Origin of the sequence: Sinomonas sp. R1AF57 (genome assembly GCF_002224485.1) — a bacterium.
GTDB lineage: Bacteria > Actinomycetota > Actinomycetes > Actinomycetales > Micrococcaceae > Sinomonas > Sinomonas flava.
This window is the reverse complement of record NZ_CP022463.1, coordinates 2,319,953-2,339,735: the sequence shown is the minus strand read 5'-3', so window position 1 is coordinate 2,339,735 and position 19,783 is coordinate 2,319,953. Positions and strand designations below refer to the sequence as shown.

At 70.2% G+C, this 19,783-nt stretch carries 18 protein-coding genes; 11 read left to right on the top strand and 7 right to left on the bottom strand.

The window, feature by feature from the left end; all coding sequences use genetic code 11:
* Positions 1 to 3: 3 nt before the first annotated feature.
* Positions 4 to 645: a PH domain-containing protein gene (locus tag CGQ25_RS10720; protein ID WP_208709560.1), complete on the bottom strand. Its 642-nt coding sequence runs from the start codon at positions 643 to 645 to the stop codon at positions 4 to 6.
* 68 nt (positions 646 to 713) lie between these two features.
* Here CGQ25_RS10720 and CGQ25_RS10715 point away from each other — a divergent pair, with 68 nt between their 5' ends.
* The 5 genes from CGQ25_RS10715 to CGQ25_RS10695 all read left to right on the top strand — a co-directional run bounded on the left by CGQ25_RS10715 (position 714) and on the right by CGQ25_RS10695 (position 8,167).
* On the top strand, positions 714 to 2,540 hold the full coding sequence (locus CGQ25_RS10715) for an ABC transporter ATP-binding protein (protein WP_208709558.1): 1,827 nt from the start codon (positions 714 to 716) through the stop codon (positions 2,538 to 2,540).
* A gap of 147 nt (positions 2,541 to 2,687) precedes the next feature.
* Positions 2,688 to 4,376, top strand: coding sequence for an ABC transporter substrate-binding protein (locus CGQ25_RS10710; protein ID WP_208709556.1), 1,689 nt, complete (start codon positions 2,688 to 2,690; stop codon positions 4,374 to 4,376).
* Between the two features lie 122 nt (positions 4,377 to 4,498).
* Positions 4,499 to 5,428, top strand: a complete 930-nt coding sequence (locus CGQ25_RS10705; protein ID WP_208709554.1) for an ABC transporter permease — start codon at positions 4,499 to 4,501, stop codon at positions 5,426 to 5,428.
* Entirely contained in the window at positions 5,418 to 6,368 is a 951-nt protein-coding gene (locus CGQ25_RS10700; RefSeq protein ID WP_208709552.1) for an ABC transporter permease, read from the top strand. Before CGQ25_RS10705 ends, CGQ25_RS10700 begins: the two co-directional genes overlap by 11 nt.
* A complete protein-coding gene (locus CGQ25_RS10695; protein ID WP_208709550.1) occupies positions 6,365 to 8,167 on the top strand; it encodes an ABC transporter ATP-binding protein in 1,803 nt (600 codons plus the stop codon). Before CGQ25_RS10700 ends, CGQ25_RS10695 begins: the two co-directional genes overlap by 4 nt.
* A gap of 55 nt (positions 8,168 to 8,222) precedes the next feature.
* On the opposite strand, the gene CGQ25_RS10690 is transcribed toward CGQ25_RS10695, so the two are convergent.
* Entirely contained in the window at positions 8,223 to 9,047 is an 825-nt protein-coding gene (locus tag CGQ25_RS10690) for an SGNH/GDSL hydrolase family protein (protein WP_208709548.1), read from the bottom strand.
* A gap of 255 nt (positions 9,048 to 9,302) precedes the next feature.
* Here CGQ25_RS10690 and typA point away from each other — a divergent pair, with 255 nt between their 5' ends.
* A complete protein-coding gene (typA, locus tag CGQ25_RS10685; RefSeq protein ID WP_208709545.1) occupies positions 9,303 to 11,228 on the top strand; it encodes a translational GTPase TypA in 1,926 nt (641 codons plus the stop codon).
* Position 11,229: 1 nt separating this feature from the next.
* Here typA and CGQ25_RS10680 read toward each other — a convergent pair whose 3' ends face one another.
* Both CGQ25_RS10680 and CGQ25_RS10675 read right to left on the bottom strand, forming a co-directional pair.
* Positions 11,230 to 11,763, bottom strand: a complete 534-nt coding sequence (locus CGQ25_RS10680) for a hypothetical protein (RefSeq protein ID WP_208709544.1) — start codon at positions 11,761 to 11,763, stop codon at positions 11,230 to 11,232.
* 84 nt (positions 11,764 to 11,847) lie between these two features.
* Positions 11,848 to 12,084, bottom strand: coding sequence for a hypothetical protein (locus CGQ25_RS10675; RefSeq protein WP_222703646.1), 237 nt, complete (start codon positions 12,082 to 12,084; stop codon positions 11,848 to 11,850).
* A gap of 178 nt (positions 12,085 to 12,262) precedes the next feature.
* Between CGQ25_RS10675 and fdxA the strand changes: the two genes are divergently transcribed.
* From fdxA to CGQ25_RS10660, 3 genes are all read left to right on the top strand, one after another.
* Positions 12,263 to 12,589 carry a ferredoxin gene (gene fdxA / locus CGQ25_RS10670; protein ID WP_208709542.1) on the top strand — a complete coding sequence of 109 codons (327 nt, stop codon included), beginning with the start codon at positions 12,263 to 12,265 and terminating at the stop codon, positions 12,587 to 12,589.
* 50 nt (positions 12,590 to 12,639) lie between these two features.
* Positions 12,640 to 13,782 carry a succinyldiaminopimelate transaminase gene (dapC, locus tag CGQ25_RS10665; RefSeq protein ID WP_304442235.1) on the top strand — a complete coding sequence of 381 codons (1,143 nt, stop codon included), beginning with the start codon at positions 12,640 to 12,642 and terminating at the stop codon, positions 13,780 to 13,782.
* Positions 13,783 to 13,887: 105 nt separating this feature from the next.
* Complete coding sequence (locus CGQ25_RS10660) at positions 13,888 to 15,171, top strand: citrate synthase (RefSeq protein WP_208709538.1); 1,284 nt, start codon at positions 13,888 to 13,890, stop codon at positions 15,169 to 15,171.
* A 190-nt stretch (positions 15,172 to 15,361) separates the two neighbouring features.
* Here the strand turns inward: CGQ25_RS10660 and galE are convergent, their stop codons facing one another.
* Positions 15,362 to 16,378, bottom strand: coding sequence for a UDP-glucose 4-epimerase GalE (gene galE / locus CGQ25_RS10655; RefSeq protein ID WP_208709536.1), 1,017 nt, complete (start codon positions 16,376 to 16,378; stop codon positions 15,362 to 15,364).
* 90 nt (positions 16,379 to 16,468) lie between these two features.
* On the opposite strand from galE, the gene CGQ25_RS10650 reads away from it, so the two are divergent.
* Positions 16,469 to 17,104 carry a TetR/AcrR family transcriptional regulator gene (locus CGQ25_RS10650; RefSeq protein ID WP_208709534.1) on the top strand — a complete coding sequence of 212 codons (636 nt, stop codon included), beginning with the start codon at positions 16,469 to 16,471 and terminating at the stop codon, positions 17,102 to 17,104.
* A gap of 28 nt (positions 17,105 to 17,132) precedes the next feature.
* Positions 17,133 to 17,744 carry a hypothetical protein gene (locus tag CGQ25_RS10645; protein WP_208709532.1) on the top strand — a complete coding sequence of 204 codons (612 nt, stop codon included), beginning with the start codon at positions 17,133 to 17,135 and terminating at the stop codon, positions 17,742 to 17,744.
* A 10-nt stretch (positions 17,745 to 17,754) separates the two neighbouring features.
* Here CGQ25_RS10645 and CGQ25_RS10640 read toward each other — a convergent pair whose 3' ends face one another.
* A complete protein-coding gene (locus CGQ25_RS10640; protein WP_208709530.1) occupies positions 17,755 to 18,603 on the bottom strand; it encodes a hypothetical protein in 849 nt (282 codons plus the stop codon).
* A 157-nt stretch (positions 18,604 to 18,760) separates the two neighbouring features.
* Positions 18,761 to 19,783 (bottom strand): 2,3,4,5-tetrahydropyridine-2,6-dicarboxylate N-succinyltransferase, encoded by a 1,023-nt coding sequence (dapD, locus tag CGQ25_RS10635; protein WP_208709528.1) that lies wholly within the window; start codon positions 19,781 to 19,783, stop codon positions 18,761 to 18,763.

Genomic DNA, 19,783 nt, shown 5'->3' with positions numbered 1-19,783 from the left:
GGATCACGCCCCGGGGGTGAGGAGGGTCGCGACGGCGAGCCCCGCCGTCACCGCCGTCTCGGCCCACGCGACGCGGCGGGTGACCGGGGTGGGCTCCGCGCGTCCGGCATGCGCGGTGCCCGAGGCGAGCGCCTCGGCCCAGCGCCGGCGGACGACGGCGGCCGCCTGTCCCGAGTCGGTGTGGGCGAGGTCGCCGGGCCGGATGGACCGCGCGGGGCCGTACGTGCTCTCGGGAAGCCCGTCGAGGTGCTCGGGCCTCGCATGCCTGGCGCCCCAGATGCCCGGCGCGGGCGCCGCCCAGGCCGTGAAGCGGCCGGACCCGGTCACCAGCGTCAGGGCGTACTTCGTGTCCACATGGGCCAGGGCGTCCCAGGGAACCCCGATGCTGCGCAGCGGGTTGCGGAGTTCGACGCCGGCGTCGCTCACCACCACCGCAGGCCGCCAGAAAAGCACCCACCCGGCCGCGGCGAGCAGCAGGAACGGCGCCGCGAACCGGGCCCCGGCCAGTCCCGCCGCGGACAGCGTCAGTGCGAGACCGGTCGCGGCGAGGCCCCACGTCAGCCAGGCCAGAGCCCTGCTGCTGCGGGCGGCGAGGGTCTCGACGCGGCCCGTGTGCTCCAGGACGTCAGGCTTGAGCGCGGTCATGACCCCATGAAACAGGACGGCGGGAGCCGTCGCCACACCCCGAAGCCGCTGAGGACAGGAGGACGGCCGTGACGGACCGTCCCAGGTACGCGGCGGGCCGCGAGGCAGCGCCCGTCCTCGAGGTCCGCGGCCTGAGCGTGGACTTCGGCGTCGACCGCGCTTGGGTGGCCGCAGCGCAAGGCCTCGACTTCGAGGTGCGCGCCGGCGAGGTCCTCGCCATCGTGGGCGAGTCGGGGTCCGGCAAGTCGGCGAGTTCGATGGCCCTGCTGGGGCTCCTTCCCCCCAACAGCCGCGTCTCGGGCAGCGTCCGCCTCGCCGGAGAGGAGCTGTTCGGCCCGGACCGCAGGCGCCTGCGCGCGGCCCGGGGCAGGGACATCGCGATGGTCTTCCAGGAGCCCATGTCGGCGCTCAATCCCGTCAGCACAGTGGGGGCCCAGATCGTCGAGGCCGTCCGGCTCCACACGCCCCTCCCGCCGCGCGAGGCCCGCGCGAAGGCCCTGGCCCTGCTCGAGACGGTGGGCCTGGGGGAGGCAGAACGGATCTTCCGGTCGTACCCCCACCAGCTCTCCGGCGGACAGCTGCAGCGCGTCCTGATCGCCCAGTCGCTCTCGTGCAGCCCGAAGCTGCTCATCGCCGACGAGCCCACCACGGCCCTGGACGTCACCGTCCAGGCGGAGATCCTGAGCCTCCTGCGGAGCCTGAAGGACAGCCTCGGCGCGGCGGTCCTCCTCATCACCCACGACATGGGCGTGGTCGCCGACCTCGCCGACCGCGTCGCGGTGATGCGCGCGGGCCGGATCGTCGAGACCGGCACGGCCGCCCGGGTCTTCCGCTCCCCCCAGCACGCCTACACCCAGGCGCTGCTGGAAGCGGTCCCGCGTCTGGGGCAGGGCGGCCGCCGCTCGGACGACGGCGTGGACCCCACCGCTGCGCTCGCAGCCGCGGCGGGCGTGGGCCTCGAGGAGGCCGAGCCGCGCGGGCTCTCAGCGCGCGAACGCGAGGCCGCCCCGCCTCCCGCCGAAGCATTGGGCCGGCGGGCCACCCGGGGGGTGCCCGTGCTCGAGCTGCGCAGTGCCGTCGTCGAGTACCCGAGCCGGGGACGCGGAGCGGCCTTCCGGGCCGTGCACGGGGTCGACCTCGCAGTGCATCCCGGCGAAGTGGTGGGCCTGGTGGGGGAGTCCGGGTCGGGCAAGACCACGGTCGGACGCGCCGCGGTGGGACTGCTGGCCGTGGCGGAGGGTTCGCTCACCGTCGTCGGCCAGGAGATCGCGGGCCTCCGGCGGAACTCCCGCCGCCTGCGCGAGGTGCGGCGCTCGATCGGGATGGTCTTCCAGGACCCGTCCTCCTCGCTCAATCCCAGAATGCCGGTCGGCGAGTCGATCGGTGAGCCCCTGCTGCTCTCGGGGACGGCCAAGGGGGCACGCCTCCACGCGCGGGTCGAGGCGCTCCTGGACCAGGTCGAGCTGCCGCGCTCGTACAGGAACCGCTACCCGCATGAGCTCTCCGGCGGCCAGAGGCAGCGCGTGGGCATCGCGCGGGCGCTCGCACTCGAGCCGAAGCTCATGGTGGCTGACGAGCCCACCTCGGCGCTGGACGTCTCGGTCCAGGCCAAGGTCATCGACCTCTTCGCGCAGCTCCAGCGCGAGCACGGCTTCGCATGCCTGTTCGTGAGCCACGACCTCGCGGTGGTCGACATCCTCGCCGACTACATCGCCGTAATGCGCGGCGGCCAGATCGTCGAGCAGGGCCCAAGAGACTCCGTGCTCCGCAGTCCCCGGGAGCCCTACACCCAGCGGCTCCTGGCGGCCGTGCCGCTGCCGGATCCGGAGCGGCAGCGCGAACGCAGGGAACTGCGCGAGCTGCTCGCGGGACGGGCCCCGGAATCCACAGGCTAGATCACGGTTTGGCAAAGGATTCTTTCACTTCTCGGGAATGTGGCTAGGCTGTACGAATGTGGGTCGGATCACGTCACCTGTGTGGCGGGCTCACGGGCTCTCGCATCAGGCCGGGGTCCATTTCCGAGATCGTTAGGAGTTTGAGGGATGCGTCTATCACGCATGTCCAAGGCCTTGGGGGCCGCGGCTGCTCTCGCCCTCGCGCTGAGCGCGTGCAGCGGCGGCGGGGGCACTTCTGGGGGCAGTGCACAGTCGAGCGGCGACCCGAACAAGGTGATCACCGCCTACAGCAACGAGCCGCAGAACCCGCTGCTGCCGGCCAACACGAACGAGGTCTACGGCGGCCGCGTCGTCGAGATGCTCTTCGAAGGCCTCCGCACGTACGCGGCGGACGGCAAGCCCGTCAACGCCCTCGCCGACAGCATCGAGTCCTCTGACTCGCAGAACTGGACCATCAAGGTCAAGCAGGGCCAGAAGTTCACCAACGGCGAGGCCATCACGGCCAAGACCTTCGTGGACTCCTGGAACTTCGCGGCACTCGCCACGAACCTCCAGAACAACAGCTTCTTCTTCGAGTCCATCGAGGGCTACGAGGACGTCAGCGCCACCACGAAGAGCACCGGGGCGGACGGCAAGACCACCTCGACGCCGGCTCCCAAGGCGCAGACCATGTCCGGGCTCAGCGCCCCCGACGACCAGACGATCAAGGTCAAGCTCGTCCAGCCCGAGGCCGACTGGTCCCTGCGCCTGGGCTACTCGGCGTTCTTCCCGCTGCCCTCCGAGGCGCTGAAGGACCCCAAGAAGTTCGGCGAGAACCCGATCGGCAACGGCCCGTACAAGATGGCGAAGGACACCGGGGCGTGGGTGCACGACCAGTCCATCTCGCTGGTCAAGAATGCCGACTACAAGGGTCCGCGTGAAGCCAAGAACGGCGGCATCACGTTCAAGTTCTACACCGACCCGGGCCCGGCCTACACGGACCTCCAGGCCGACAACCTTGACGTCACGGACGTCCTCCCGTCGAACGCGCTCAAGACCTACACCACGGACTTCCAGGACCGGAACGCGACCAAGCCGGTCGCGAGCAACTCGACCCTGAATATCCCGGGCTACAACCCGAACTTCCAGGGCGAGGCCGGCAAGCTCCGCCGTCAGGCCCTCTCCTACGCGATCAACCGCGAGGAGATCGCCAAGGTCGTCTTCAACGGGACCCGGACCCCGTCCAAGGCATTCGCCCCGCCCGTCATCGACGGCTTCAAGGCCGACATCCCGGGCAGCGAGGTCCTCAAGTACGACCCGGCCAAGGCCAAGGACCTCTGGGCCCAGGCCGACAAGATCCAGCCGTACGACGCCTCCAAGCCCCTCCTGATCGGCTCGAACACCGACGGTGGCAACAAGGAATGGGTCGACGCCGTTGCGAACAACTTCAAGAACAACCTGGGCATCCAGTCGGAGATCCAGCCGTTCGCGAAGTTCGCCGAGCTGCTCAACGTCCGCAAGTCGCAGAGCCTCCCGGGTCTGACCCGTGCCGGCTGGCAGGGTGACTACCCGTCGCTCTACAACTTCCTCGGCCCGGTCTGGGCGACCGGCGCGTCGTCGAACTACGAGAAGTACTCGAACCCCGAGTTCGACAAGCTCCTCAAGGACGGCCTCGCCGCGAAGTCGACGGACGAAGCGAATGACAAGTTCAACCAGGCGCAGGAAGTCCTGTTCAAGGACCTGCCGGGTCTGCCACTCTGGGACCAGAACCGCGCCATTGTGTGGAGCAACAACGTGATCAAGGCCGAGACCGGGTGGAACGGCCAGATCCGCTACTTCGACATCCAGGCGAAGTAGCACCGCGACAGCGGACACTCCACTGACCGAGGGCCCGGCGGGTGCCGGGCCCTCGGCCTCTGTTTCAACCGGAAGGCAACACCCATGAGAGTCCCTCCGACCTGGGACGCAGGAGGCACACCGTGATCCGGTACATCCTCCGCCGACTCCTCCAAGTCATCCCCGTCTTCATCGGGACAACCCTGCTCGTCTACTTCATGGTCTTCGCCCTCCCCGGAGACCCCATTGCGGCGCTGTTCGGCGACCGGCAGCCGCCGCAGGGCGTCATCGACGCGCTCCGGGCCCAGTACCATCTCGACCAGCCGTTCATCGTCCAGTACGGGATCTTCCTGAAGAACCTGTTCACCCTGGACCTCGGCGTGGACTTCACCCAGCAGCCCATCGCGGCGACGCTGGCCCGCATCTTCCCCGTCACGGCGATGCTCGCCGTCGAAGCCCTGGCGATCCAGGCGGTCTTCGGCGTGCTGTTCGGCCTCTTCGCCGGCCTCCGCCGGGGCGGCATCTTCGACTCGACCGTCCTCGTCGCGTCCCTGGTCGTCATCGCGGTCCCGACGTTCGTGCTCGGCTTCGTGTTCCAGCTCGTCTTCGGCGTCTACTTGGGGTGGGCCAGACCCACGGTCGGATCCCAAGCCGACTGGGGAAACCTCATCCTTCCCGCGATCGTGCTCGGACTCGTCTCCTTCGCGTACGTCCTGCGCCTCACCCGCGCCTCGGTCATCGAGAACATGAACGCGGACTACGTGCGCACCGCGACGGCCAAGGGACTGTCCCGCACCCGCGTCGTCCTCGCACACGTGCTGCGCAACTCGATGATCCCCGTCGTGACCTACCTGGGCGCCAACCTCGGCGGCCTCATGGGCGGCGCGATCGTGACCGAGGGCATCTTCAACGTCCCCGGAGTCGGCAACAAGCTCTACCAGGCAGTGCTGCGCGGCGAGGGCCCCACGGTCGTGGCGATCGTGAGCGTGCTCGTGCTCGTGTTCGTCCTCGCGAACCTGCTCGTCGACCTCCTGTACGCCTGGCTCGACCCGAGGATCCGCTATGAAGCCTGAACGCACTGAGGGCCACTACGTCGCCCCCTTCGAAGAGAAGACGCTCGGCGCGACCGACACGCTCCGTGTCGAGGAAGCGCCCCTGAGCCTGTGGGCAGACGCCTGGCGCAAGCTCAGGCGGCGGCCGCTGTTCATCATCTCGTCGATCATGATCCTCGCCCTGGTCTTCATCGCCCTCTTCCCTGGCGTCTTCACCCAGGTCCCCCCGAACAGCGAGTGCCTCCTCGAGAACTCCGAGGCGGGCCCGCGCGACGGGCACCCGTTCGGGTTCACCTTCCAGGGCTGCGACGTGTTCTCACGGGTCATCCACGGGACGCAGGCCTCGCTCACGGTCGGCATCCTCGCCGTCCTGTGCGTCCTGGTGATCGGTGTGACGTTCGGCGCGCTCGCGGGCTACTACGGCGGATGGCTCGACGCCGTCCTCGCCCGCCTCGGCGATATCTTCTTCGCCCTCCCGCTCGTCCTCGGCGCGCTCGTCATCACCCAGCTGCCGCTGTTCCGCACGAACAAGAGCGTCTGGACGGTGGTGCTCGTGATCGCCATGCTCGGCTGGCCCCAGATGGCGAGGATCACGCGCGGCGCAGTCATCGAGGTCCGCAACGCGGACTTCGTCACGGCAGCACGCTCCCTCGGCGTCTCCCGCGGCGGGGCGCTCCTGCGGCACGTCCTGCCGAACGCGCTCGCGCCGGTGATCGTCCTCGCGACGCTCGAGCTCGGCGTCTTCATCGTGACCGAGGCAACGCTGTCCTTCCTCGGCATCGGCCTGCCCGAATCGGTCATGTCCTGGGGGCACGACATTGCCGCCGCCCAGACCTCGATCCGGACGAACCCGATGATCCTCATCTACCCGTCCATCGCGCTGTCGCTGTGCGTCCTGAGCTTCATCATGCTCGGCGACGCGGTCCGCGACGCCCTTGACCCGAAGAGCAGGACCCGATGACCGAGAAGACCACAGCGCCCTCGGGGCCCGAGATCACCGATGCGGGCGAGCCGGGCGGCCGCCCGATCCTCGAGATCCGCGACCTCGAGATCACCTTCACCACCGGCAGCGGCGACTTCAAGGCCGTCCGCGACGCGCACCTGAAGATCATGCCCGGCGAGACCCTTGCCATCGTGGGCGAGTCCGGCTCGGGGAAGTCCACGACCGCGCTGGCCGCCATCGGGCTCCTCCCGAACAACGGCCGGGTCACCGGCGGGCAGATCCTGCTCGACGGCGAGGACGTGGCGCACGCCCACGAGAAGCGCCTGATCGAGCTGCGCGGCAACACGATCGGCATGGTCCCGCAGGACCCGATGTCGAACCTGAACCCGGTCTGGAAGATCGGCTACCAGGTGCGGGAGACGCTCAAGGCGAACGGCCGCCCCGACGGTCCCGCCGACGTCGCCCGTGCCCTCGCCGACGCCGGTCTCCCGGACGCCGAGCGCCGCGCGAAGCAGTTCCCGCACGAGTTCTCCGGCGGCATGCGCCAGCGTGCCCTCATCGCGATCGGGCTCGCGTGCGCCCCTAAGCTGCTCATCGCGGACGAGCCGACGTCGGCCCTCGACGTGACGGTCCAGCGCAAGATCCTCGACCACCTCCAGACCATGACGGCCGAGCTCGGCACCTCGGTGCTCCTCATCACCCACGACCTCGGCCTGGCAGCCGAGCGCGCGGACAAGGTCGTGGTCATGTACCAAGGGCGGGTCGTCGAGGCGGGCCCGTCGCTCGAGCTCCTGCGGAACCCGCTCCACCCGTACACCCAGCGGCTCGTGGCCAAGGCGCCCTCGCTCGCATCGCGGCGCATCCAGGTGGCCAAGGAAGCCGGGATCGAGGCGAGTGATCTCCTGACCTCCTCAGACGAGGCCAAGGAGCGCGCCGCCGAGAAGGCCGAGGCGACGGCTGTCGGGGCCGTTGAGTCCGAGGTCGTCCCCGCGGCCAAGGCTGCCGTGCCGACCGACGACGCGCTCATCGTCGAGAACCTGACCAAGGTCTTCAAGCTGCGCACCGGGGTCGGCCGCGGCACCGACTTCACGGCGGTGGACGATGTGAGCTTCCGCGTCCCGCGGGGCACGACGACCGCGATCGTGGGGGAGTCCGGGTCCGGCAAGTCGACGGTGGCCCAGATGGTGCTCCAGCTGCTGAAGCCGACCTCGGGGCGGATCGTGTTCGACGGAATCGACACGGCGACGCTGGACCGCAGGCAGCTGTTCGCCTTCCGCCGGCGCGTCCAGCCCATCTTCCAGGACCCGTACGGCTCGCTCGACCCGATGTACAACATCTACCGGACCATCGAGGAGCCGCTGCGCACGCACAAGATCGGCGACCGGGCCTCAAGGGAGCTCAAGGTCCGCGAGCTGCTCGACCAGGTCGCGCTGCCGCAGTCGGCGATGCAGCGCTACCCGAACGAGCTCTCGGGCGGACAGCGCCAGCGCGTCGCGATCGCGCGCGCACTGGCCCTCGACCCCGAGGTGATCATCTGCGACGAGGCCGTCTCCGCCCTCGACGTCCTCGTCCAGGCGCAGGTGCTCAATCTCCTGGCGGACCTCCAGGAACGCCTCGGACTGACTTACCTCTTCATCACCCATGACCTCGCCGTGGTCCGCCAGATCGCGGACAGCGTGTGCGTCATGGAGCGGGGCAGGCTCGTCGAGACAGGCACCACCGACTCTGTCTTCGACTCGCCCCAGCAGGAGTACACGAGGGCCCTGCTGGACGCGATCCCCGGGGGCAAGCTCCTCCTGCCCCCCGAGGTCGCCTGACGCGGCAGCACCGCGCGGGGGCCCGGGCGCTGTGCGCGCCCGGGCCCCTGTCGCGTCAGTCGAGGGCGAGTCCCTGTGCGGCGAGCGAGTCGGCGAAGATCGGCGTCAGCCGGGCCATGCCGGAGGCCTTGAGGTGGACGCCGTCGGCGAGCTCGTCGGCGAGGCCGTAGCGCGAGATCCAGTCCCCGCAGCCGACGAAGGGCACCTCGAGGCGCGCCGCGATGCGCCCGAGGAGGGCGTCGACTTCGGTGCGGCGGCCGCCGCCGTCGGCAGCCGACTTCGACAGTGTCCCGACCATGAGCCGCTTCGAGTGGGGATACGCGGTGCGCAGCTCGTCCAGGATCGCGACGGCACCCTTCGTGATCGCCGCATCGGAGGACCTGCGCGTCGCGTCGTTGCCGCCGCCCTGGACCACCACGAGTCCGGGATCGCCGTAGGGCAGGAGCCAGTCGCCGAGGCGGAGGGCGTCGTCGTAGTCGTGCACCGAGGCCGTGCCGACCGAGAAGCCCGTTCCGCCCTTTCCCGCGAAGTAGACGCTGTATCCGGCCTTCTCGAGGCCGCGCCGCACCCAGCTGTCAGTGGGCTCGGACTGGGAATCGCCGATCAGGACTGCCGTCCGGGCCAGGTTCCCGAGGATCCTCTCGTGCCGGCCGGTAGCAGGGTCGGCGTACAGCGACCCGAGCGGGAGGAGGGCCGGCGGCGTGAGGCGACGCGCCGACGTCGTGCGCGGGGCGAGCACGAGCGGGGGCGTGGCGAAGGGCACAGCGGCGGACGACGGCGAGGCGGCGGCAGGCGCGGCGACGTCGGAGAGGGGCGCGCCGGATGAGGCGAGCATGACGGCGAGGGCTGCCGTGGCGACACGAAGCCTGCCTGGTCCCATGGGTCCTCCGGTGCGGTGACAACGGGTGCGGTGCGAACGCCCGTTGTCCCATCATGCTGGGTCGCGGCGTCCGGTGCCACTCGGTCTTCCCAGCGCCCCTTCCCAGCTGCCGGAAGGGCGTTTGCTCCCGGAGGGGTAAAATACTGTTGCTGGCCCTTAAGAGGGTCTGTTCCGCTGTGCCTCCGGGCCGGGCCACCCCGAGCCGCATGAGGACGCGGACCGCCGCGACCCACATCCGAAGTGAGCCTCACACGCATGACTGAAACCGTGTCCACCGCCTCTCGCACCGATCTCCGCAACGTCGCCATCGTGGCGCACGTCGACCACGGCAAGACCACCCTCGTCGACGCCATGCTCCGGCAGACCAACTCCTTCGCCGCCCACGGCGACGTCGAGGACCGCGTGATGGACTCAGGCGACCTCGAGCGCGAGAAGGGCATCACCATCCTCGCCAAGAACACGACCGTGCGCTACGCCGGTCCGTCCGCGGCCGAGGTCGGCGAGCCCGACGGCATCACGATCAACGTCATCGACACCCCCGGCCACGCCGACTTCGGCGGGGAGGTCGAGCGGGGCCTGTCCATGGTCGACGGCGTCGTGCTGCTCGTGGACGCCTCGGAGGGCCCGCTGCCGCAGACCCGCTTCGTGCTCCGCAAGGCCCTCGCCGCGCACAAGCCCGTGATCCTCGTGGTGAACAAGACCGACCGGCCCGATGCGCGCATCGAGGAGGTTGTCCACGAGACGATGGACCTCCTCCTCGGCCTCGCCTCGGACCTCGCGGACGAGGTCCCGGACCTCGACCTCGACAAGGTCCTCGACGTCCCGGTGGTCTACGCCGCTGCCCGCGCCGGCGCCTCCTCGCTCGAGCAGCCGGCCGACGGCTCGATCCCGGACAACGACAACCTCGAGCCGCTCTTCGCGACCATCCTCAAGCACATCCCGGCGCCCACGTACGACCCCGAGGGTGTCCTCCAGGCGCACGTGACCAACCTCGACGCGTCGCCGTTCCTCGGCCGCCTCGCGCTCCTGCGCATCTACAACGGCACGCTCCGCAAGGGCCAGCAGGTCGCCTGGGCCCGCCACGACGGGACCATCAGGACCGTCAAGATCACCGAGCTGCTCGCCACACGTGCCCTCGACCGGGTCCCAGCCGAGTCCGCCGGCCCCGGCGAGATCGTCGCAGTCGCCGGCATCGAGGACATCACCATCGGCGAGACGCTCACCGACGCGGACAACCCCCAGCCGCTCCCGCTCATCACGGTCGACGACCCCGCGATCTCGATGACGGTCGGCATCAACACGTCCCCGCTGGCCGGCCGCGTCAAGGGCGCCAAGGTGACGGCACGCCAGGTCAAGGACCGCCTCGACAAGGAGCTGATCGGCAACGTCTCGATCCGCGTCCTGCCCACTGAGCGTCCGGACGCCTGGGAGGTCCAGGGCCGCGGCGAGCTCGCCCTGGCCATCCTCGTCGAGCAGATGCGCCGCGAGGGCTTCGAGCTCACGGTCGGCAAGCCGCAGGTCGTGACGAAGAAGGTCGACGGCCAGGTCCTCGAGCCCATGGAGCACATGACGATCGACGTCCCCGAGGAGTACCTCGGCGCGGTCACGCAGCTCCTAGCGGCCCGCAAGGGGCGCATGACCAACATGGCCAACCACGGCACGGGCTGGGTCCGCATGGAGTTCATCGTCCCCTCCCGCGGCCTCATCGGCTTCCGCACGAAGTTCCTCACGGACACCCGCGGCGCCGGCATCGCCTCCTCGATCTCCGAGGGCTACGAGCCGTGGGCCGGGGACATCGAGTACCGCACGAACGGTTCGCTGGTCGCGGACCGCGCCGGCGTCGCAACCCCGTTCGCGATGATCAACCTCCAAGAGCGCGGCACCTTCTTCATCCAGCCCACGGCCGAGGTGTACGAGGGCATGATCGTCGGCGAGAACTCGCGCGCCGACGACATGGAGGTGAACATCACCAAGGAGAAGAAGCTCACCAACATGCGCTCCTCCACCGCGGACAACTTCGAGGGGCTCACCCCGCCGCGGACGCTCACGCTCGAGGAGTCCCTCGAATTCGCCCGCGAGGACGAGTGCGTGGAGATCACTCCCGAGGACATCCGCATCCGCAAGGTGATCCTCGACGCCAACGAGCGACTCAAGGCCGCGCGCAACCGCTCGCGTTCCTGACTCACCCCGTCCGACGGCGGTCGGCGGCTCCTGCACGGAAGCCGCCGGCCGCCGTCGTGCGTGTCCCGGGGACCGCGGCGGAGTGGTTCCACTCGCCGCGGATCCGCTGGAGCAGCCGATGGGCCGGATCCATGATCATGAGGTCCGACCAGAAGGCGTGGACCAGCGTGACGCCGGATCCGTCCTGCGTCCCCATGCGCGCCCAGAGCCGGGGCAGGGGCGTCGGCGCGAAGGCCAGGGCCGCGCTCGCGTGTCCCATCCTGTCCCGCTGGTATGGCGACGAATCCGTCTGGATGCAGGGGACGCTCCGCTGCACCGTCTCGCCCGAGGCGAGGTGCCGCTCGAGGACCGCCGTGAAGCGCACCGTCGCCCGGAACTCCCCGAAGGGCGCGAGATCCAGGGCCGCGAGACCGACATCGAGGCGGAGCGCGCCGTCGGCCGCGCGCACGCTCACCCGGTCGAAGCGTGCCTCCTGGAAGACCATCGGCGGGAGCCCGGACGGCGCAAGCCTTCCCAGGGCAGTGAGCAACGACATGGCGTGGACCTCCGGCGCAACCTCGATATTTCTATTCGATGGATTAAACCTACCGCACTGTGATCTTCTGCACAACGCTTCCCGCTACGGCTTCTCCCGCGGCGCCCGCCGCGGCGGGGGAGGCGGCACCGGCTTCGCCGCGACGACGTCGGCCAGGCGCACGACGGCGTCGCCCCGGCGGGTGCGGACCGTCACCGTCGCCTCGCCGCAGTCCACGAGATCGCCGAGGGCGTCCGTGAAGCCGTCCTCGATCCTGCTGCGGACGACGACGCGTGTGCCGGCTGGGAGCGAGCGAAGCAGGTCGATGGGGGATTCGGGCACGCTCCATCGTAGGCAGGGCCTCAGCGGCCGGCGGCCCGCTCGCTGCCCGAGCGCCGAGTGCTACGGCCTGTGTCCGGTGGAGTGGCGTGCGGGAGCCGGGGGATAATAGGCTCGACCGGCCGCGGACATGCCGCAGGAAGACGCCAGCAGTGCGGCCGGAACAGAGAGAGGGTGCACCGTGACATACGTGATCGCGCAGCCGTGCGTGGATGTGAAGGACAAGGCCTGCGTCGAGGAGTGTCCTGTCGACTGCATCTACGAAGGCGAGCGGTCCCTGTACATCCACCCGGACGAGTGCGTCGACTGCGGTGCCTGCGAGCCGGTGTGCCCCGTCGAGGCCATCTACTACGAGGACGACGTGCCCGACGAGTGGAGTGACTACTACAAGGCCAACGTCGAGTTCTTCGACGACCTCGGCTCCCCGGGCGGCGCCGCCAAGCTCGGCAACACGGGCAAGGACCACCCGCTCGTCGCGGCCCTTCCCCCGCAGAACCAAGACCACTGACCGTGCGGAACGAGCCGGGCGCCGACAGCGCGACACGAACGGCCTCCTCGATCCGACGTCCCTCCGGCTTCGGCCTGGACCTCCCCGACTACCCCTGGGAGGCCATGCGGCCGTATGCGGCCACGGCGGCGCAGCACCCCGGCGGGGCGGTCAACCTCTCCATCGGGACACCAGTGGACCCCACGCCCGAGGTCATCCAAGAGGCCCTGCGCGCCGCCGCCGACGCGCCCGGCTACCCGACCGTGCACGGAACGCTGGCGCTGCGCGAGGCGGTCGTCGAATGGTTCGCGCGGCGGCGCGGCGTCACCGGGCTCGACGAGCAGGCGGTCATGCCGACGGTCGGCTCGAAGGAACTCGTGGCCTGGCTCCCGTTCCTGCTCGGCCTCGGCGAGGGCGACGTCGTCGTCCGGCCGTCCGTGGCCTACCCGACGTACGACATCGGCGCGCGGCTCGCAGGGGCGACGGCTGTGGCGGCCGACAGCCTCGACGAGCTCGACGCAGACACGCTCGCCCGCGTCCGCCTCGTCTGGGTCAACTCCCCGGCCAATCCGGCCGGTGCGGTGCGGAGCGCTGACGAGCTGCGTGCCGTCGTCGACCGCGCCCGGGCCGTGGGCGCCGTCGTCGCCTCCGATGAGTGCTACGCCGAGCTCGGGTGGGGGGCCTGGGACGCGCAGCGCGGCGGCGAGGCCGTCCCGTCCGTGCTCGATCCCCGCGTGAGCGGAGGGGACCTGACTGGCCTGCTGAGCGTCTACTCGCTCAGCAAGCAGTCGAACCTGGCAGGGTACCGCGCGGCCTTCGTCGCAGGAGCGCCGGAGCTGATGCCGAACCTGGTCAACAGCCGCAAGCACGCCGGCATGATCATGCCCTTCCCTGTGCAGGAAGCGATGCGGGTGGCGCTCGGCGACGACGCGCACGTCCTCGCCCAGAAGGACCTCTACCGGGCGCGGCGCGAGCGGCTCCTGCCCGCGCTCGAGGCGTTCGGCCTCACCCTGTCCCACTCCGAGGCGGGCCTGTACCTGTGGTGCACCGCCGGTGAGGACACCTGGGCAACCGTCGGCCGCCTCGCGGAGCTGGGCATCGTCGTCGGGCCGGGTGTGTTCTACGGGGCAGCGGGTTCGGGCTTCGTCCGGGTGGCCCTCACGGGAAGCGACGAGCGCATCGACGCTGCTGTGGAACGACTCTCCGCGCGCTAGTCCAGCAAGTGTGCGGCACCTCACACGAGGCGGGGTATCGATTAGTGCCTGCCGGGATCTGGGAGTAGCTTAGGAACGTTGCGAGCTACCTCTTGAAGGGGAACCATGACTGAGATGAACGGCGCACTGCTGCGCCACGAGGGCGGAGATCTCGAGCTGCCCCGCATTCGCGCCGTTGAGGGCAATGACGGCTATGACGTCTCCAAGCTCCTCAAGGAGACCGGCGCCGTCACCTTCGACCCCGGGTTCATGAACACCGCGGCCACCACGTCCTCGATCACCTTCATCGACGGCGATGAGGGGATCCTCCGGTACCGGGGCTACCCCATCGAGCAGCTGGCGCAGCACTCGAGCTTCCTCGAGGTCTCCTACCTCCTCATCTACGGAAACCTCCCGACCTCCGCCGAGCTCGACGCCTTCGACCAGCGGATCCGCCGGCACACCCTCCTGCACGAGGAGCTCAAGAGCTTCTTCGCCGGCTTCCCGCGCGATGCGCACCCGATGCCCGTCCTGTCCTCGGCCGTCTCCGCGCTGTCGACGTTCTACCAGGACTCCCTCGACCCGTTCAACGAGGAGCAGGTGGAGCTCTCCACCATCCGGCTCATGGCCAAGCTCCCGGTCATCGCCGCGTACGCCCACAAGAAGTCGATCGGGCAGGCTCTGCTGTACCCGGACAACTCCATGAACCTCGTGGAGAACTTCCTGCGCCTCTCCTTCGGGCTCCCGGCCGAGCCGTACGAGCTCGACCCGCTCGTGGTCAAGGCCCTCGACACGCTCCTCGTGCTGCACGCGGACCACGAGCAGAACTGCTCGACCTCCACGGTGCGCCTTGTCGGCTCCGCGAACGCGAACATGTTCGCGTCCGTCTCCGCGGGCATCAACGCGCTCTTCGGCCCGCTGCACGGCGGCGCCAACGAGGCCGTGCTGAACATGCTCCGCCGCATCCAGGCCGAGGGCATCAAGCCCGAGGACTTCATGGAGAAGGTCAAGAACAAGGAGGACGGCGTCCGCCTCATGGGCTTCGGCCACCGGGTCTACAAGAACTACGACCCCCGCGCGAAGATCATCAAGGCGACGGCCCACGAGGTCCTCGGCAAGCTCGGCGGCAACGACGAGCTCCTCGAGATCGCCATGCGCCTCGAGGAGAAGGCCCTCGCGGACGACTACTTCATCCAGCGAAAGCTCTACCCGAACGTGGACTTCTACACGGGCCTCATCTACAAGGCGATGGGCTTCCCGGAGAAGATGTTCACCGTCCTCTTCGCGATCGGCCGCCTTCCCGGCTGGATCGCCCAGTGGCGCGAGATGATCAAGGACCCGCAGACCAAGATCGGGCGCCCGCGCCAGCTCTACGTAGGCGAGGCCAAGCGCGACTACCCCTCCCGCTGACCCGCCCCGCCCTTTCGGGTACAGATCCCCACGGGATCTCGGCTTCTCGGGTACGACGACGGCCGGTGCCTTCCGCTTGGAAGGCACCGGCCGTCGTCGTATGCTCCCGGACCGCGTACCCGGACCGCCGCGTACCCGGAACGCCGTTCCGGCGTCGCGATCTGTACCCGAAACCGGTGGGCGGGGCGGGTCAGGCGTCCTGGTAGCCGTGGGGGTTGTTCTTCTGCCAGCGCCAGTGGTCCTGGCACATCTGGTCGATGGTGCGGGTGGTGGACCAGCCGAGGTCGTTCAGGGCGGCGGTGGGGTCGGCCCAGAAGGCGGGGAGGTCGCCGGCGCGGCGGGGGGCGATCTCGTAGGGGATGGGCTCGCCGACGGCCTTCTCGAAGGCGTGGTGCATCTCCAGGACGCTGGTACCGGTGCCGGAGCCGAGGTTCCAGCGGTGCACGCCGTCGTGGTCGCCCAGGTAGTCCAGCGCTGCGGCATGGCCCTCGGCGAGGTCGACGACGTGGATGAAGTCGCGCTGGCAGGTCCCGTCGGGAGTGTCGTAGTCGCCGCCGAAGACCATGAGCTTCTCGCGCCGGCCCACGGCGACCTGGGCGATGAAGGGGACGAGGTTGTTCGGGATGCCCTGGGGGTCTTCGCCGATGCGGCCGGAGGGGTGCGCCCCGACCGGGTTGAAGTAGCGCAGCAGGGCGATGCGCCAGGCGGGGTCGGCGGCGCCGAGGTCGGTGAGGATGTCCTCGATGTGCTCCTTGGTGCGCCCGTAGGGGTTCATGGCGCCGATGTCCATGGTCTCCACGTACGGGATGGGGTTGCGGTCTCCGTAGACGGTGGCGGAGGAGGAGAAGACGATGGTGCGCACGCCGTGGCGTTCCATGGTGCGCAGGAGGGCGATGGTGCCGGCGACGTTGTTGAAGTAGTAGTCCAGGGGGATGGCGGCGGACTCGCCGACGGCCTTGAGGCCGGCGAAGTGGATGACGGCTTCAGGGGTGTGCTCGGCGAAGGCGGCGTCGAGGGCGGCCTCGTCGGTGATGTCGGCCCGGACGAAGGCGGCCTGGCGGGCGGCGAGTTCGGCGACGCGGCGGAGTGCCTCCTCGCTGGAGTTGGACAGGTTGTCCACCACGACGACGTCGTGGCCGGCCTCGAGGAGGGTCAGGACCGTGTGTGAGCCGATGTAGCCGGTGCCACCGGTGACGAGGATGCGCATGGCCTTCATCCTATCGATCCCACACACGGCGGCGCGCGGCAGGTGAAGCTGTGACGGGCCGTTGGGGCACAGGTGTGCTAAAGAGGGGGAGTGCCCAGGAGAGTTGACGCGGCCGAGCGCCGCCGCGAGGTCGTGGATGCCGTCAAGCGGATCGTCGTGGCGGACGGGCTCGCACGGGTGTCCCTGCGGGAGGTGGCGGGGGAGGCGGGCCTCGTCGTCGGATCGGTCCGGCACTACTTCGCCACGTCCTCGGACCTGCTCGTCTGTGCCTTCGGCGATGTGGTCGACTCGGTCCTCACCCGCGTCCTCGACGCCTCGGCCCTCGGCCGCGGCTCGGGACACCCGGGCGAGGAGGGCCTGGTGGCACAGCTGTGCCAGCTGCTCCCGCTCGACGAGGAGCGCGCCGTCGACCTCTGCGTGTGGAGCGAGTTCAAGCTAGCGGCGAGGACACGCCCCGAACTCGCAGCGACCGCCGAGCGCGGCCACCGGAGCCTGGCCGCCGCGCTGGGGGCTGCGGTGCGGTCGCTGCGGCCGGAGCTTCCCGACGAGGAGCTCGTCGTCGAGGCAGAGCGCCTCCTGGCCACTGTCGAGGGGCTGGGCCTGCACGCCCTGCTCCAGGGCCGCTGGCTCGACGCGGCGCTGTGCGTCGCCGTGGTGCGGGCGCAGGTCGCCAGCCTCGCGGCGGCGGCGCCCCGGCTCTCGGGTGCCTCCGCGGGAATACACTGAGAAGGCAGACGGCAAGGAGCTATGACTCATGCACCACACTGGAGGACCCGGCTGGCGGATTACCACGGACACGTCCGGGCCGATGCTCCTGGCGCTCTACCTCAAGGACTGTGCAGGGCTCAACGGCGCGGGCATGCCGCCGGTGGCCCCGGCGCATCCGAAGATCCGCGAGAGCGACCACCAGCAGATCACCCAGCATGTGGGCGGCATCCCGGCGCTGCGCCGCGAATGGGAGGCCTGGTGGGCCCAGCTGATCCAGAACCACCCCGAGATGAGCCCCGAGCTCGTCCCCCCGGGTTTCAGCGCGTTCCGCTCGGCCCCTGCGCTCCAGCGGTCGCTGCAGGCGCACTTCGGCACGGCCCTCACGTGGGCGCGCGAGCGGCGGAGCGAGTACGAGCAGCTCGAGAAGAAGCGCGAGGAGCGCGGGGACTTGGACGTGCTGCGGGAGCTGGTGGAGGAGCGGCAGCTCGAGGTCGGCAACGGCGGCCGGAGCTTCGCGCTGACCATCATCGAGCTGCCGCTCGCGGAGGACAGGGCGTGGCTCGTGGACGCGGACAAGCTGATCATGAGCGAGTCCCTCCTCGAGGACAAGGAGATCTTCCGCAGCTACCTGCGGCCCGTGATCGAGCTCCTCGTCTGAGCGGCGCCGGCTAGGGAGCCTCGGCCAGCTGGACGGTCACGACGCCGTCCGGCGCGGCGGACTCGGTCCAGCCGCGGTTTCCGTCGCGGATCCACGAGTGCCCCGCGACGTCGACCCGGACCACCGCGAGCTCCTTCGCGTTCGCGACCGCCCACTGCGCGATGGACCAGGCGCGGGTGCCGTCGGCAGGGATGCTCACGGAGCGGCCGGCGGTGCTCGCCTCCACGGCGCCGTACGCCACGGTGAGCTCGGAGCGCAGGGTCTTGGGGTCGCCCGGGGCGTCGGGCTTGCGCAGGGTGCACGTGAGGGAGGCCTGGGAGTTCCCGGTCAGCGCGGAGGCGAAGGCCCGACCCAGATCCTCGTGCTGGGCGTAGGCCTGCGGGAACCCTGATCGCTGGACCTTCTGCGCGGCATCTGTGATGGGCAGCGTCTCGTAGCCGGGGATCTTCACGAGACCGTCGTAGAACGCGTTCGTCGAGTACACCGCGTCCATGACCTGCGCCTCGGTGCCCCACCCCTGCGAGGGCCGCTGCTGGAACAGGCCCAGGGAGTCGGGCCCGGCGCCGTCGCCGTAGTTGATGTTGCGGAGCTTGGACTCCTGCATGGCCGTCGCGAGCGCGATCGTCGCCGCTCGCGGCGGCAGTCCGCGGCGGACGGCGATCGCCGAGATCAGTGACGCGTTGGCCGCCTGGTCTGTCGCGAGAGACTGCTTCGCCTCCCCGAGGAGGGCGGTGCAGCCCTCGACGACCGGTGTATCGCTCCTGTTGAACACCACCGCCGCGATGTACACGCCCACTCCGACGAGGGCGAGCGCGACGAGGACGGTGAGGGCGCGCCGCACTCTGCGGGCGAGGGCCATCCGGGGTGCTCCTTGAGGTCGGGATCGGGGTCGGGGTCAGGCTGCCGGCCGGGCAGGGCCGGGCGGGACGCGGGCGCCCGCGTGTGTCGACCCCGCGCACGACGCCGCGTGCCCGCCGTGGCGAGTGGGCGGCGTCGTGAGCGTGGCCGCGGGAGCGTCAGTTGGCGTGCAGCGCCTCGTTGAGCTCCACGGTCTGGCCGCTGCGGGGCAGCACCTCGACCTGGCCGTTCGTGGAGTTGCGGCGGAACAGCAGGTTCGGCTGGCCGGAGAGCTCGATCGCCTTGACGACCTTCTCGGCGTTCTCGCCGAAGGCGTCCTTGAAGCCGCTGATGCGCACCCGGGTGCCGGCGGTGACGTACAGCCCAGCCTCGACCACCGAGTCGTCGCCGATAGAGATGCCCACGCCGGAGTTCGCGCCCAGCAGGACGCGCTCGCCGAGGGCGATCCGCTCCTTGCCGCCGCCCGAAAGGGTGCCCATGATCGACGCGCCGCCGCCCACGTCGGTACCGTCGCCGACGACCACGCCCGCCGAGATGCGGCCCTCGACCATCGAGGCGCCGAGCGTGCCGGCGTTGAAGTTCACGAAGCCCTCGTGCATCACGGTGGTGCCCTCGGCGAGGTGTGCGCCGAGGCGCACGCGGTCGGCGTCGGCGATCCGCACGCCCGCGGGGACGACGTAGTCGACCATGCGCGGGAACTTGTCCACCCCGTAGACGGTCACGGCGCCGCGGCGGCGGAGCTTCGCGCGCGTCGCCTCGAAGCCCACCGGGTGGCAGGGGCCGAAGTTGGTCCAGGCGACGTTGGGGAGCTTGCCGAACACGCCGTCGAGGTTGACGGTGTTGGGCTGAACGAGGCGGTGCGAGAGGAGGTGGAGGCGCAGGTACGCGTCCGCGGTGTCCGCGGGGGCCTGGTCGAGGTCGATCTGGACGAAGACGACCTTCGTCTGGGTGCCGCGGTCGGCGTCGTCGCCGTTCTCGGCGGCCTCGACGAGCTCGGCCGGGGCCGCGTCCACCATCGCGTCGTCGGAGAGGTGCTCCGTCGCCGCGCCCAGCGTCGGCGCGGGGAACCAGACGTCCAGGACGGTGGCCTCTCCCGCGGCGCCGTCGGCGGCGGGAGAGGTGTGGATCGTGGCGAGGCCGAAGCCGTGGGCAGCGCGGGATGCGGCAGGGGTCTCAGTCAT